Origin of the sequence: Staphylococcus sp. HMSC063A07 (assembly GCF_001836955.1) — a bacterium.
GTDB lineage: Bacteria > Bacillota > Bacilli > Staphylococcales > Staphylococcaceae > Staphylococcus > Staphylococcus lugdunensis.
Genome location: NZ_KV830917.1, coordinates 8,961 through 23,113, shown reverse-complemented (window position 1 = coordinate 23,113; position 14,153 = coordinate 8,961). Strand labels below are relative to the sequence as shown.

The 14,153-nt window shown below is 32.4% G+C and carries 14 protein-coding genes and 1 pseudogene; 3 read left to right on the top strand and 12 right to left on the bottom strand.

Translation table 11 applies throughout. The features are described 5' to 3' along the window. Positions 1 to 67: 67 nt before the first annotated feature. From HMPREF2597_RS05675 to HMPREF2597_RS05665, 3 genes are all read right to left on the bottom strand, one after another. Complete coding sequence (locus tag HMPREF2597_RS05675; protein WP_070817228.1) at positions 68 to 1,183, bottom strand: glycerate kinase; 1,116 nt, start codon at positions 1,181 to 1,183, stop codon at positions 68 to 70. 226 nt (positions 1,184 to 1,409) lie between these two features. Then, positions 1,410 to 1,730, bottom strand: coding sequence for a bacillithiol system redox-active protein YtxJ (gene ytxJ, locus HMPREF2597_RS05670; protein ID WP_002459728.1), 321 nt, complete (start codon positions 1,728 to 1,730; stop codon positions 1,410 to 1,412). Between the two features lie 162 nt (positions 1,731 to 1,892). Next, positions 1,893 to 2,765, bottom strand: coding sequence for an EMYY motif lipoprotein (locus HMPREF2597_RS05665; RefSeq protein ID WP_012990938.1), 873 nt, complete (start codon positions 2,763 to 2,765; stop codon positions 1,893 to 1,895). Between the two features lie 105 nt (positions 2,766 to 2,870). On the opposite strand from HMPREF2597_RS05665, the gene HMPREF2597_RS05660 reads away from it, so the two are divergent. From HMPREF2597_RS05660 to HMPREF2597_RS05650, 3 genes are all read left to right on the top strand, one after another. Then, entirely contained in the window at positions 2,871 to 3,401 is a 531-nt protein-coding gene (locus HMPREF2597_RS05660; protein ID WP_002459730.1) for a GrpB family protein, read from the top strand. A 115-nt stretch (positions 3,402 to 3,516) separates the two neighbouring features. Beyond that, on the top strand, positions 3,517 to 4,443 hold the full coding sequence (gene murB / locus HMPREF2597_RS05655) for a UDP-N-acetylmuramate dehydrogenase (protein ID WP_037540664.1): 927 nt from the start codon (positions 3,517 to 3,519) through the stop codon (positions 4,441 to 4,443). 20 nt (positions 4,444 to 4,463) lie between these two features. Continuing rightward, positions 4,464 to 4,778 carry a CHY zinc finger protein gene (locus HMPREF2597_RS05650; protein ID WP_002459732.1) on the top strand — a complete coding sequence of 105 codons (315 nt, stop codon included), beginning with the start codon at positions 4,464 to 4,466 and terminating at the stop codon, positions 4,776 to 4,778. 494 nt (positions 4,779 to 5,272) lie between these two features. Here HMPREF2597_RS05650 and HMPREF2597_RS05645 read toward each other — a convergent pair whose 3' ends face one another. The 9 genes and pseudogenes from HMPREF2597_RS05645 to HMPREF2597_RS05605 all read right to left on the bottom strand — a co-directional run. Further along, positions 5,273 to 6,313 carry a ferrated catecholamine ABC transporter substrate-binding lipoprotein SstD gene (locus tag HMPREF2597_RS05645; RefSeq protein WP_070817227.1) on the bottom strand — a complete coding sequence of 347 codons (1,041 nt, stop codon included), beginning with the start codon at positions 6,311 to 6,313 and terminating at the stop codon, positions 5,273 to 5,275. Between the two features lie 113 nt (positions 6,314 to 6,426). After that, the gene (locus HMPREF2597_RS05640; RefSeq protein WP_002479350.1) at positions 6,427 to 7,209 is read right to left on the bottom strand and encodes an iron ABC transporter ATP-binding protein; all 783 of its coding nucleotides are present in this window, start codon (positions 7,207 to 7,209) and stop codon (positions 6,427 to 6,429) included. Next, positions 7,206 to 8,165: an iron chelate uptake ABC transporter family permease subunit gene (locus HMPREF2597_RS05635; RefSeq protein WP_070817226.1), complete on the bottom strand. Its 960-nt coding sequence runs from the start codon at positions 8,163 to 8,165 to the stop codon at positions 7,206 to 7,208. Before HMPREF2597_RS05635 ends, HMPREF2597_RS05640 begins: the two co-directional genes overlap by 4 nt. Next, positions 8,146 to 9,123 (bottom strand): ABC transporter permease, encoded by a 978-nt coding sequence (locus HMPREF2597_RS05630; RefSeq protein WP_002492143.1) that lies wholly within the window; start codon positions 9,121 to 9,123, stop codon positions 8,146 to 8,148. The genes HMPREF2597_RS05635 and HMPREF2597_RS05630 overlap by 20 nt, the downstream gene beginning before the upstream one ends. Before the next feature lie 559 nt (positions 9,124 to 9,682). Then, positions 9,683 to 10,717, bottom strand: a complete 1,035-nt coding sequence (locus tag HMPREF2597_RS05625; RefSeq protein ID WP_002459737.1) for a ferrated catecholamine ABC transporter substrate-binding lipoprotein SstD — start codon at positions 10,715 to 10,717, stop codon at positions 9,683 to 9,685. Between the two features lie 116 nt (positions 10,718 to 10,833). After that, entirely contained in the window at positions 10,834 to 11,616 is a 783-nt protein-coding gene (locus HMPREF2597_RS05620; protein ID WP_002459738.1) for an iron ABC transporter ATP-binding protein, read from the bottom strand. Beyond that, positions 11,613 to 12,572 (bottom strand): iron chelate uptake ABC transporter family permease subunit, encoded by a 960-nt coding sequence (locus HMPREF2597_RS05615; protein ID WP_002479353.1) that lies wholly within the window; start codon positions 12,570 to 12,572, stop codon positions 11,613 to 11,615. Before HMPREF2597_RS05615 ends, HMPREF2597_RS05620 begins: the two co-directional genes overlap by 4 nt. Continuing rightward, positions 12,553 to 13,530, bottom strand: coding sequence for an ABC transporter permease (locus HMPREF2597_RS05610; RefSeq protein WP_002459740.1), 978 nt, complete (start codon positions 13,528 to 13,530; stop codon positions 12,553 to 12,555). The genes HMPREF2597_RS05615 and HMPREF2597_RS05610 overlap by 20 nt, the downstream gene beginning before the upstream one ends. Positions 13,531 to 13,898: 368 nt before the next feature. Next, positions 13,899 to 14,153: pseudogene (locus HMPREF2597_RS05605) on the bottom strand (ribonucleotide-diphosphate reductase subunit beta); the annotation flags it as partial.

Genomic DNA, 14,153 nt, shown 5'->3' with positions numbered 1-14,153 from the left:
AAAATGATCTTACTGCTGTTTTTCTGAGATTTATGTCCCAGCCTCTCTCAATTTTTATCTATTATGTTTAATTTAACTGAACTTTTAACAATTTTAATGCCTGTACGACGTAGTGACGTAGCTGAACACCCATTTTAAAATCTGTAACCGATTCGGGCATATCTATAAATGTGTTAAACATGGCTGTCACATGATAGTTCGCAAATAAATCAAATTTATCGCTTGTTGCACAAATAGCTATCGCTGGTTTTTGATGCTTTTCTGCAAGTTCTGCAATACGAATCGTTGTAGTTTCCATTAGACGATCTTCTTCTTTCAAGCCTTCTCCAAAAATAATTAAGTCTGCTTGCTCAATTAACTGATCTAAATGTGTAATTTGATCAACAAGTTCGTGACTCGTTACAATTTCGGCATCATATAAACCTTTCAAGATACCAGCTATCCCTCCACCGGCACCACCACGTTCTATTGGGCCAATTGCTATTTTTAATTCATTTTTAATAAGTTCCCCTAAGTACCAAATCAAATTATCCACTTCAACTGCTGTTTCTCTAGAGATTCCTAGTGTTTGATATGATTGCATTATTTCACTATTCTTACCATATAGTCTGCTTGAAAAATCAGACATAACTTGAATGTTCACTTCTGCAAGTTTATCATTAACAGCTGTCAAATCCATATGTCTAATATATTTAATTATTTGTGCACCTTTTGTTGCATCAAGCGGCTGTGCCTCATCATCATAAAACGTTACCCCTAACGCTTGAAGCATGCCGATGCCACCATCAAAGCAATCGAGTCCTCCTAGTGAGATAACAAGATGTTTTGAGCCATTATCTAGCGCAGTATTTATCATTTCACCGAGCCCATAACTTGTTCGTGCAGTAATTGGCTTTTTCCCTTTTACAAATAAGCTACCTTCTATAACTGTCGTTCCTTGCTCTGTTTGCCCATATACACTTTCAACCTCATTCATATCCGCATCGTGTACATTAAGTCGATATTTAGTGCCTGATTGCCATAAAAAAACCGAGTCCATAAGTTCATGACGTCCATTAAATAATGGGACTTGTACAATATCTGCATCACTAATTTCACTGGCAACCGCTTCTTCTACATAACGGTTTGCCTGATAACTTGAAATGATATCTTTAAATTCATCCATAGCTACTAATACTCTCATCAACAATCACCTCATTAATTCTTTCAAAATCTGTATGTCAATCACTTTCGTTTCTCATCTAACATGATTAATATTTATTATCAACGTCCATTATACATAGCATACCATCTTTTTTCATATTATAAGAAAAAGAGCGGGTAAAAGTCGGTTATGACTTTATCTTCCCGCCCCGAAGTATCATTTTTATCGTTTAACTACATTTTAGATTGCTATAACTTCAAATTTATTATTCTTCTGCTTGAGCTAAAGAGGACACGTTAATATCTCGATGACTCGCATTCCACACCGCTTTGCCATCAACAAAATAAAACGCTTGTGGTGATTCGTGTTTCACTTGTGTTTTGTCAGCAATATAATCAGATAATTTTCTTTCTTCTTGCACAATTAAATAATAACCGTCCATATCTCTTTCATATAAAAACTTATTGAACTGATCATAAGCATTTGCAGATATTGGACATGTGTTACTGTGTTTCAATACAAATACGTATTTATTGTCTTCTAGTACCTGCTCAAACTGGTCAATCGAACTCAGCTTTATAGCCATTCTATTCACCTCTAAAATTTTATCATTTTGTGTAAGTTCATTGATTTCATTTTCATTAATTACTCGATTAAACTACTCAGTGGGTTCAATTATACACATTATATAAGATGTTGTTAACCAATATTTATTAATTTGCATATATTAATAATGTAATATAACAACTTAATGCTGTTTCTGCTTTAATCTTTGATAAAAGTCGTCATCAAGTTTACTTAGGTCTTTACCCTCTTTCGGCAGTTGCTCAACATTAATTTTTTTAATTTGATTACTTAACTTAATTGTAGTGACACGCGTTTCGTAGTAATTTTGTAAACTATAATACATTTCAATGGCATTTTTACGTGCACTATTGACATTTTTGTCAGTAATATTCGTTTGATTAATATCTAGAATTTGCTTTTTAATTAATGGAATAATATGACGATCTACCTCGTCTTCTGGATGTGCTTTTTGACTATTATTCAAATATTTTTTGGCAGCATTCTTTAAGTCCTCGTTGTTATTTTCTAGTTTTAGCGTTAATTGCTTGGCATCTTCTTGATTTTGAGCATTTTTTATATCTTCTTCAACTTTAGAACGTTTCTTCTCAAATACTTTTGTATAGTCTAAAATCTCTTCATTGGCTTTTATAGATTTATTACACAATTCTATGAAATCCATTAATTCATTTATTTTAGCGCGTTTCTGTTTAACTGTCGCTAAGTAATCTTTCTTTAATGTTTTGGCTTCTTTAGTCTTTGCTGGGGTGGATTTCGCTAATTTTTCATATTTTTCAAATGTAGGCAAAAGATGTCGATGCATATCTTTTTGTAATATTTCAAAATCCTTTTTATTTTTATCGGTTGTATCAGTATTACTTAATTGTTCGATTTGTTTTAATTGGATGCTATCCATCACTTTTTCAACATCTTCTTGTTTAGCTTCTGCAGGTGCTAAGTCTTTTTCAAATTGCTTGGCTGCAGATTGTTTATCGTTGCTACATGAAACGAGCAATAAACAGCATAAGATAATAGAAATAACGGTAAATTTTCTCATATTTGCACTCCTATCAACAAACATTATACAGAAAGCTATTTATAAAGAAAATAAATTATGTTATATTATGGCAGAATTTGACTTTACAAGCCAGGGGAGCTCGCCATGTACGCACAAGTCCAACCATTCATACAAGATACTCAAATGTTAAACGATTTTGCTCATCGGTACAAACAAACGAAAGAAATATTATTTCAATTACTTGATTCACCCGTTCAATTCACACAGCATATTGGTGGCACACGCCATATGAAGTACCCTACTGAACCTATTTTAGATATTTTAGTAGGCGTAGAAAATTTACATCAAATTACTGCTTTAGATGAAAAAAGATTAAACTATGTTGGATTCTATCGTTTGCATCATGCTTATCATAAAAAAGTGATGATGGCTCAATTTAATAATTTGACTGAATTAAAACAAATCAGTCGTCTACATATTATTCAGATGTCTCACCCTATTTTTAAGCAATATCAAACAATTGACCATTTATTAGAGACAGATATTTCATTTGCAACACAATTTGCTAGCTATAAAGAACAGATTATCTCACAACAAACAAGCATTAGAAGTTATGAAGCGCAAAAAGAGGCATTTTTTATACATATGACTCAACATAGAAATTACAAGTTATAAGTGTAGGTAGATTTCTGTAATTATATGCTAAAAGTAGCGTCTATTTTTCAAGCAATTCAATTATAAAGTTGCTATAATAAACATTAGATTATAGAAGTAAGGAAAGGATGTACTTATTTTGAGTCAGGAAGACATCTTAACGGATTTACAGAAGCTCGTACCACGTGACATTATCAAAATAAACGAGCCACTTAAGCATTACACTTATACTAAAACGGGCGGTAATGCTGATTTTTATTTATCTCCAACTAAGAACGAAGAAGTTCAAGCCATAGTTCGCTATGCAAGACAGCATGATATTCCAGTTACATATTTAGGTAATGGTTCAAACATTATCATTCGTGAAGGAGGTATTCGTGGCATTGTCATTAGTTTGTTGTCATTAAACCATATTGCTGTTTCTGATGATGCCATTATTGCTGGTAGTGGTGCAGCGATTATTGATGTATCTAAAGCTGCAAGAGATCATGCTCTAACTGGTCTAGAATTTGCTTGCGGTATTCCTGGTTCCATTGGCGGCGCTGTCTATATGAACGCTGGTGCTTATGGTGGGGAAGTTAAAGATTGCATCGATTACGCTCTATGTGTAAATGAGCAGGGTGATTTACTTAAATTTACCAACCAAGAATTAGAACTTGATTATCGAAACAGTATTGTGCAACAACAACATTTAGTTGTACTAGAAGCTGCTTTTACTTTAGCGCCAGGACAATTAGATGATATACAAGCTAAAATGGACGATTTAACTGAACGTCGTGAAAGTAAACAGCCATTAGAATATCCTTCTTGCGGCAGTGTTTTCCAACGTCCACCTGGACATTTTGCTGGTAAGTTGATCCAAGATTCTAATCTTCAAGGTCATAGAATTGGTGGTGTTGAAGTGTCTAAAAAACACGCTGGCTTTATGGTTAACGTAGATAATGGCACTGCCACAGATTATGAAAATTTAATTCATCATGTTCAACAAGTGGTCAAAGAAAAATTTGATGTAGAGTTGCACCGTGAAGTACGTATTATTGGTGATCCTCCTGACAAACATTAAAATGTCGAGGTGACCTTATTATGCCAATTGTATACGGTTCAATTGTAGATCATGAAACAAGATGCATTCACTATCATACACAATTAGACATTATTGCAATTAAATTCAAATGCTGCCAAAAATATTACCCGTGCTATCAATGCCATAATGAGCATGAGCTTCATGAAATTGAACGCTGGCCTGAACACGAATTTGATATTAAGGCAGTAATGTGTGGCGTGTGTCGGCATGAAATGACAATTAATAAATATATGTTGATTGAAAACTGTCCACAATGTAGCGCCCACTTTAATAATCGTTGTAAATTTCATTATCATTTGTATTTCGTAATATAAGGCTTTATATCCCTCTGTTGCTTAACAAATTGAATATTAAAACTGTATCACTCAGATAAGAATCTGGGACATTATTAAGTTTTAAGCTATGAACTAAATATTGGCCAAGTTTGACTGGATTGAAAATACGCTGATACCAAGTATATTTCAATCCTAGTCAACCTTGCGGGGCGGGACTATGAATTCATTATAAATGTTGTCCCGCTCCCCATTTATCACTTAATCAAATTAACAAAGTACTTTCATACAAATCAATCGCATCATTTTATAAATACTCAATGTAAGCGAGAATGAAAATTTAAAATCACATAACAAGACAATCTTAATTTTACAAAAAATGATGGCATCAATAACAAAAAACGGCAATCTCTATTTTATTTCAATAGAAATTGTCGTTTTTGTTTAAATTGGAATTGATTTAAATTCCAGATATTATTGGTTATACATTAGCTAAACAAGATGTCTTGAAATTTAGGATACCTTTATAGTCATTTTTATTTTTCTACTTGATCTAATATATGGTTTAAGGCCTCGATTTGTTTAATCGTTGTTGTTGTACCACCAGCACTAAAGTACCATAATTTAGGATCAACTTCATATACATGACCTGATTTGATAGCTTTAACATGTTTGATAACATCATTTTTTAGTACCTGTTTGGCTGATGATTTACCGCTAACAACTGAACCTCTATCCATAGCTAAAATAATATCAGGATCTTTTGAAGTTATATATTCATTATTAATATTTTGACCATGTGGACTTGCTTTAACATGTTGATCTGCCGGTTTAAATCCTAATGTGTTAAATAGTAAATCACCAAAGCGTCCACCTGGACCAAATGTTGATAATTCACCTTCATTTACTAATAGATACATCAATGATTTATCTGTTTTTGCTGTACGTTTTTTCGTATCTGCAATTTTTTTATCCAATTCGTCATTTAATGCTTTGGCTTTATCTTCTTTACCGTAAATTTTACCTAAATCTGTAGTTACTTTTTTCATATCTTGTAAATAATTTTTTTCACTAGAACCTACATAAACAATTTTGGCATTCGGCGCTGCTTTTTTAAATTCATCTAAGTTTTTTTGACTTGCCGTACGTCCAGAAATATAAATGACATCTGGTTTTGCTTGTGCGACTCTATCAAAATTAACTTCTTTCATTTTACCAGTGTTGATGTATTTATCATCTTTAAATTCTGATAAAAATTGTGGTACTGATGACACACCTTCACCTTTAGGTAACGCTTTAATCGTATCTCGCACACCAAATGCTTTCATCAAATCCACTGCAGCATAATCAAATACAACTGCACGTTTTGGATTTTTAGGCACTTCTACTGTGTCTTTAATTGTTTTAGCATCACTACCATCTTGTTTCTCTCCGCGTGCTTTATAATTGTTAACTATTTTAACAGTGTCTTTTGTATTTGATGACTTAGCATCTGAGCTTTTATTTCCACTATCTTTACCACATGCCGCTAATACTAAGACAATACTCAAAATTAAAAATAAGATGCTTTTTCTCATAGCTGTATTTCTCCTTTTAATACAATAAATTTCACGTCTTGTTTGCTTTCTGTCGTCGTTAGTTCTATTAGATTAAGTCATAGGTACCCCTCCCACTATAAATTTTATGATTACTATATTTTAGAAAGTAAGTCATCATTATTAAAATAAAGACAAATTTTTTGTCCTCTAATTTCTTCAATCGCAACTGACATATCATATAATCGATTCAATATATGGCTGTCGATAACTTGATCTTTAACGCCCTCTTTTATTACATAACCATCTTTCAATGCAATAATATAATCTGAATAACATGATGCAAAATTAATGTCATGTAAGACGATGACGATTGTTTTATTAAAATCACGGCATAGGCGCTTTAACGTTTGCATAATTTGTACTGAATGTTTCATATCTAAGTTATTAAGTGGTTCATCTAATAAAATATAATCCGTGTCTTGAGCAATTGTCATTGCGATATAGGCACGTTGTCGTTGCCCACCTGACAATGCTTTTATATTACGGTCTCGAATGTGTTGTAAATTTAATAATTTAATGGCTGATTCCACATGCTCCATATCGTCTTTATTTAAGCGCCCTTTACAATACGGAAAACGTCCAAACTGAACTAACTGCTCAACTGTAATATTCATATCCGTATGGTTTGATTGCTTTAATATGCTTAACTTTTTTGCTAAGTCGTTATGATTAAAGTCTTTGATTGCATGACCTTCTATGACAATTTCACCTTGATCATGCTTAACAATTCGACTTATCGCTGATAATAATGTACTTTTCCCAGCGCCATTGGGACCGATTAATGAAGTTAATTTTCCACGTTGAATTGTCACTGTAATATCATGTAAAATCTCTTTCCCTTGTATAGATTGCGTTACGTTTTTCACTTCAATCATGACGACTGTCTCCTTTTCATTAAAAGATAAATAAAGTAACTACCACCAACTAAATCAATAATAATGCTGACTTCTGACGTAGCATCAAATAAGTTTTCAACGATCCATTCTGCAACGAATAAGCCAATCCAACTTAAACATATTGTTACTGGAATCAATATTTTATGTTTGTAAGTACGCATATATTCATGTGCAAGGTTTACTGTTAATAGACCTAAAAAAGTGATTGGTCCAACTAATGCAGTTGAAATAGATACCAACATACATACCAAAATGAGTACACCACGGATCACACGTTCATAATTAATACCTAGGTTAATTGCTTGTGCTCTACCTAGAAGTAGTACATCTAAGTATGCTGCACTTCTATACGCAACTACTACAAGCACAATAAGAAAGACGCCTGATAGCCAAACTAATGTCGTATTAGAACCATTAAAATTAGCGAACATCGCACTTTGAACAGCTAAAAATGCATCAGGATCCATGATTAGTTGAATGAAATTCGTAATACTACGGAAAAAGGTTCCTAAAACAAAGCCAACCAACAGAATGAAATAAACTGAAAAGTGACCTAATTTGAAAATACCTTCAAATAATATTAATGAAAACACAACCATTGTCATGAGTGTGATCGCAAAGTTAAGATAGATGTTTGTTTGAATCTCAGATTGTATACCAAATAAAAATACTGGTAAAACTTTGACAAATAGATATACAGAATCTAAACCCATGATAGAAGGTGTTAATAAACGATTTCGCGTAATTGCTTGAAATAATACCACTGCTGTACCAATTGAACCACCAACCAATAAAATTAAAAGCGCTTTACGTAAACGACTTTGAAGTTGATAATCAAAAATATCAGGGTCTAAACCAACAAACAAATAAAATATTGCAGCAATTATCGTAATTCCAATCAGTAGGATTAATTTTTTATTCAAGCTCATTAGCATAATTTTTCCTACCTTTCATTAATAGGATTAAAAAGATAATGGTTCCAAAGACACCTATTGTTAACCCAATATTGATTTCATATGGAAAAACGATTAAACGACCAATAATATCAGAAATAAGCACAAAACAAGCGCCTAATAACATCGTATGTGGCAAGGTATTCTTTAAATGATCTCCTCTATAAATAGAGATAATATTAGGAACGATTAAGCCTAAAAATGGTAACGTACCGACAGTTACAACGACTAAGGCAGTCATCGTTGCAGTAATAAAAAGCGCGATATTAACCATTAATTCATAATTCACTCCCAAATTATGACTAAATTCTTTACCCATACCGACAATTGTAAAATACTGTGCAAACGCATAAGTCACTATTAAAAGTGGAATGCTTAAATATAACACTTCATAACGTCCACTTGTAATAATGGCAAAATTACCATTTAGCCAATTACCTATACTTTGTACCGCATTGGTCCTTAACGCAATAAACGTTGTAAAACTAGACACAATACCACCTAACATAATGCCAAGCAACGGTATAAAAATAACTTCTTTCACTTGTATAAGGGATACTAATTTTACAAACAAAGCAGTACCAATTAAGCTGCAACCTACTGCAAACAATAGTTTTAACATAATTGGACTTTCAGGAAAGACAGTAAGTGAGATTAAAATACCTAATTTTGCCCATTCCATAGTTCCGGCCGTCGTTGGACTCACAAATTTATTTTGCATCATATGTTGCATCATTAAACCTGCTAGTGCTATAGAACTACCAGAGATTAAAATACTCACGGTTCGTGGTATACGACTTGAAATCAAAATATTTATCTGTTCTGAAGACAGATGAAAAATATCCGTTAAAGCAAGTTTACTCACACCAACAAATAACGACACGATAGTTAAGATGATGACAAGGGTCACTAACACATAGCTTTTCAATAAAAATTTCATTTTCATTAACCCCAACGTATATATTGAATGCGATAATGATAATCATTATCATTTATTATATTATCGCCCACTACCTTATTTGGCAATACTTATTTTAGAATATTCTGAAATTTATACTTATATTTATAGAAAACCTGTTGTATTTAATTAAAAAAGTGGACGTAAATGCCTTCAACCAATTGTCTGCCACTTCATTATTTTTCTTAAATTAAGACCTATTATGACTAAGTCAAGTCCTCCTGCCCCTTGTTTATTCATCAAACTGACACTCGAGCAAAAGTCAAAATATCACTCATCAACTCAGATTGAGTAAATTCAGAATGAATGTAGATATATAAGCATTTTAGGACGCTATGATACAACGTCTGGACAAATTGTTACGACTCATGTGACAAAGCACATGATATTCAAGATTAGCTGAAGGTATAGACTCGTAAGAAAGCAAACCAATATTACAAATTATTGTAAATAGAACAGCCAGTAAATGAATTTATAAGAAAACTCATTTACTGGCTAATTTTTCTAGGAATGATATCCCCACTTCAACCATTATGGATAATTATTTTTGTGCTTTATCTAATACTTTATTTAGCTCATCAATTTGTTTAATTGTTGTAGAAGTTGAACCAGAACTGAAGTACCATAATTTTGGATCTAATTCAAAGACATTATCTTCTTTGACTGCTTTAACATCTTTAATGACATCATTACCTAACACTTGTTTAGCAGTTGATTTACCACCAACAACAGAACCTCTATCCATCGCTAAAATAATTTCAGGATCTTTCTTAGTTATATATTCATTATTTACATTTTGACCATGTGGGCTTGGTTTAACATCTTTATCTGCTGGTTTAAATCCTAATGTGTCAAAGACTAAGCCACCAAAACGTCCACCAGGGCCGAATGTTGATAACTCTCCCTCATTTACTAATAAATACATTGTTGATTTATTTACTTTTTTTGCTTTAGTTTTGACGTCAGCAATCTTATCGTCTAATTTTTTGTTTAAATCTTTTGCTTTGTCTTCTTTATTGTAGATTTTACCTAAATTTGTTGTTACTTTTTTCATGTCATTCACATAATTTTTCTCACTAGCACCAACATAAACAACTTTCGCTTTTGGTGCTGCCTTTTTAAATTCATCTAAATTCTTTTGGCTTGCTGTTCTTCCAGAAATATAAATGACATCTGGTTTAGCCGCAGCAATTTTATCAAAATTAACTTCTTTTAAGTTACCTGTATTCTCGTATTTATCTGATTTAAATTCATCTAAAAATTTTGGTAATGAAGCATTATTTTCACCTTTCGGCAAACCTTTAATTTGATCTTCTACACCAAATTCTTTTAATGTATCGAGCGCACCGTAATCTAAAACAATAGCTTTTTTAGGATTTTTAGGAACTTTTACTGTGTTTTTTACTTTTTTAGCGTCACTACCATCTCTTTTATCGCCTTGTGCTTCAAAATTATTATTAATTTTCACTGTGCCTTTTGATTCGCCACTCTTTGTTTCTGAATCTTTAGATTGATTACCACATGCAGCTAGCACTAAGACTAAACTTAAGATTAAAAACAAAACTGTTTTTTTCATTTTATATATAACTCCTAACGTTTTAATATTTATTGTTGAATTATAAAGCTATTTTTAATGATTAAAGCTTAATACTTCAATGGTATCCCCTCCTTATTTTGCTCTAGTATTGATAATTAAGTGACATCTTCTACTAATTGTTCATCAAAATAAAGACAAATTCGTTGTCCTTTAATACTTTCAATCGCAACATTCATATCATAAAGTTCTTGTAATACCTCTTTTTGAATTACGGCATCCTTTTCATCAGCTTTAACTAATTCACCATCTTTTAAGGCAATAATGTCATCAGAATAGCAAGAAGCAAAGTTAATATCATGTAGGACAATAACAATCGTCTTATTCAATTCACGACATAACCGTCGCAGTGTTTGCATTATTTGAACTGAGTGTTTCATATCCAAATTATTTAAAGGTTCATCTAATAATATGTAGTCAGTATTTTGAGCAATGGTCATTGCAATATATGCACGTTGTCGTTGTCCACCAGATAATGTTTTTAAATCTCGCTGACGTATATCTTCTAAATGTAATAAATTTATTGCATAATCGACTTGTTCATAGTCAGCTTCTTTCATTCGACCTTTTGAATATGGAAATCGTCCAAAATTGACAAGTTGTTCTACAGTGATGTTCATGTCAGTATGGTTTGTTTGCTTTAATATACTTAATTTCTGTGCTAAAAGATTTTTTCTATATGCAGCAATATCAATATCCTCTAATTCTATTGCACCGCTATCGTGTTCGATAATTCGACTAATCGCTGATAACAAGGTGCTTTTTCCAGCACCATTAGGTCCGATAAGTGATGTTAGACGGCCCTTTTGAATATCAACTGATATATCTTTTAATATTGCTTTACCTTGAATCGATTGCGTCATATTTTTTATCCGGATCAATTTGTATTTCTCCTTTTTATTAATAAGTAGATAAAATAACTACCTCCAATGAGATCGATGATAAGACTGACTTCAGTAGTCGCTTCAAATAAGTTTTCAACTATCCATTGTGCAATAAACAAGCTTATCCACCCCATCAATATGGTAGCTGGTAAAATATATTTATGTTGAAAAGTTTTCATAAATTCATGTGCCAAATTTACCGTTAGTAATCCTAGAAAAGTAATAGGACCAACAAGAGCCGTAGATATAGAAACTAATAAAGCCACTAGAATAAGCAACAATCGTGTTACCCTTGAATAATTTACACCTAAGTTCATTGCTTGTGCCCTGCCAAGCAGTAAGACATCTAAATAAGGTAAAATAACAATGATAACAATGACAAGCGTGCACAATAAAATAGCTGAGCCAATGACTAAATTAGAATTAGATGCATCAAAATTTGCAAACATCGCACTTTGTACTGCTAAAAATGAATCAGGATCCATAATTAACTGAATAAAGCTTGTAATACTTCTAAAAAATGTCCCTAAAATAACGCCAACTAGCAGAATAAAATAAACTGAGAAATTGCCCACTTTAAACATAAACTGAAACAAGATTAAGGCAAATAACACCATTCCCACGAGAGTGAGTGCAAAGTTTAAATAAATATTCGTCACAAATTGTGATTGTGCACCTAATAAAAAGATTGGTATAACTTTGGCAAATAAGTAGACACTATCCAGTCCCATAATTGAAGGTGTCAACAAGCGATTTCTCGTAATTGCTTGAAAGACAACTACTGACGTACCAATCGCACCACCTACCAAAATAATTAAAATAAATTTACGAAAACGACTTTGAAACTGATAGTCAAAAATCTCATAATCTAGACCAACAAATAAATAGAATAAAGCCGCAATTACTGTGACACCAATAAGTGCGCACAGCTTTTTATTCAAAGTCATTTGCATAATTTTTCCTACCTTTCATTAATAAGACAAGGAAAATCACTGTGCCAAAGACGCCAATCGTTAAGCCAATATTTATTTCAAATGGATAAACAATCAGTCGTCCTATGATATCTGAAAACAACACAAAACATGCGCCTAACATCATTGTATGTGGGAGCGCGTTTTTCAAATGATCCCCGCGATATATTGAGATGATATTGGGAACAATAAGTCCAAGAAAAGGTAGTGTTCCCACTGTAACAACTACAAGTGCTGTAATACTAGCCGTAATAAATAATGCAATTCGAACAATCTGTTCATAATTCACACCTAAATTGTGGCTAAAGTCCTTACCCATACCAGCAATGGTAAAATGATTGGCAAAGATATATGTAATGATTAATAGTGGAATACTTAAATATAAAATTTCATAGCGCCCACTCGTGATAATGGCAAAATTCCCATTAAGCCAGTTACCAATGCTCTGTACTGCGTTTGTTCTTAAAGCAATAAATGTCGTAAAACTAGACACTATGCCACCCAACATAATACCAAGTAAAGGTACAAATATAACTTCCTTCACTCTTATCATCTCGATTAATTTTACAAATAAAAAAGTTCCAAAAAGGCTACATAAAACGGCAAAAGCAAGTTTCAGTAAGATATGTCCTTGAGGAAAGCAAACGAGAGAGATAAGTATACCTAGCTTTGCCCACTCCATCGTACCTGCAGTTGTGGGACTAACAAATTTATTTTGCATCATTTGCTGCATAATTAAGCCAGCTAATGCTAATGTACTACCAGAAATCAGTATACTTACTGTCCGAGGTATACGGCTCGAAAGCAGTATGTTTAACTGTTCTTTTGTTAAATGAAAGATATCAGTAATTGATAATTGGCTAACGCCAACAAACAATGAAATGATTGACATTATCACTAAACAAATAAGCAGTGTATAGCCTTTTAATAGCAATTTCATTTCCTACATGCTCCTTCAATAATCTACAAATGCTCGCGAAGATAAATCCTTCGACAATGATAATCATTATCATTTATTACTATCTTATCGTTTATAAATATGTTTTTCAATATGTTTTTTTATTTTTGATATTAATCAAAACTACAGATAAATTGGTTAAATCTATTAGTTATTTTGTTATAACAATTATGATATTTAAATAGCTGAGTAAATTATGATTAATGATTGGCAGCCATAGTAGCGGATTGTTTTGATTAGACGTTAATATGCAACTGACAAATTGTCATGGTATTGAAGCTTCACATAAAAAAACAAACCCAACGATTAGTCAGGTTTGTTCATTAGCATATCTTATTTGCTATTATCTTTTAATTTTCAAAAATGAAATCTTCGTCACGTAACGCTTCAACATTTAATGCTAATGTGTAGCCATCACCTTTAACTGAGAAGAAGTCATGATTTTTAGTCGTTGTGTCTAAGGCATTTTCAATAATTGGATTAAAATCTTTTTCCTCAAAGTAAGGATCAAATCCCAAGTTTGATAATGCTTTATTACCATTGTATTTCACGTAGTTCAATACATCTTCAGTTAAACCAATGTCATCGTAAAGCATATGTGTATA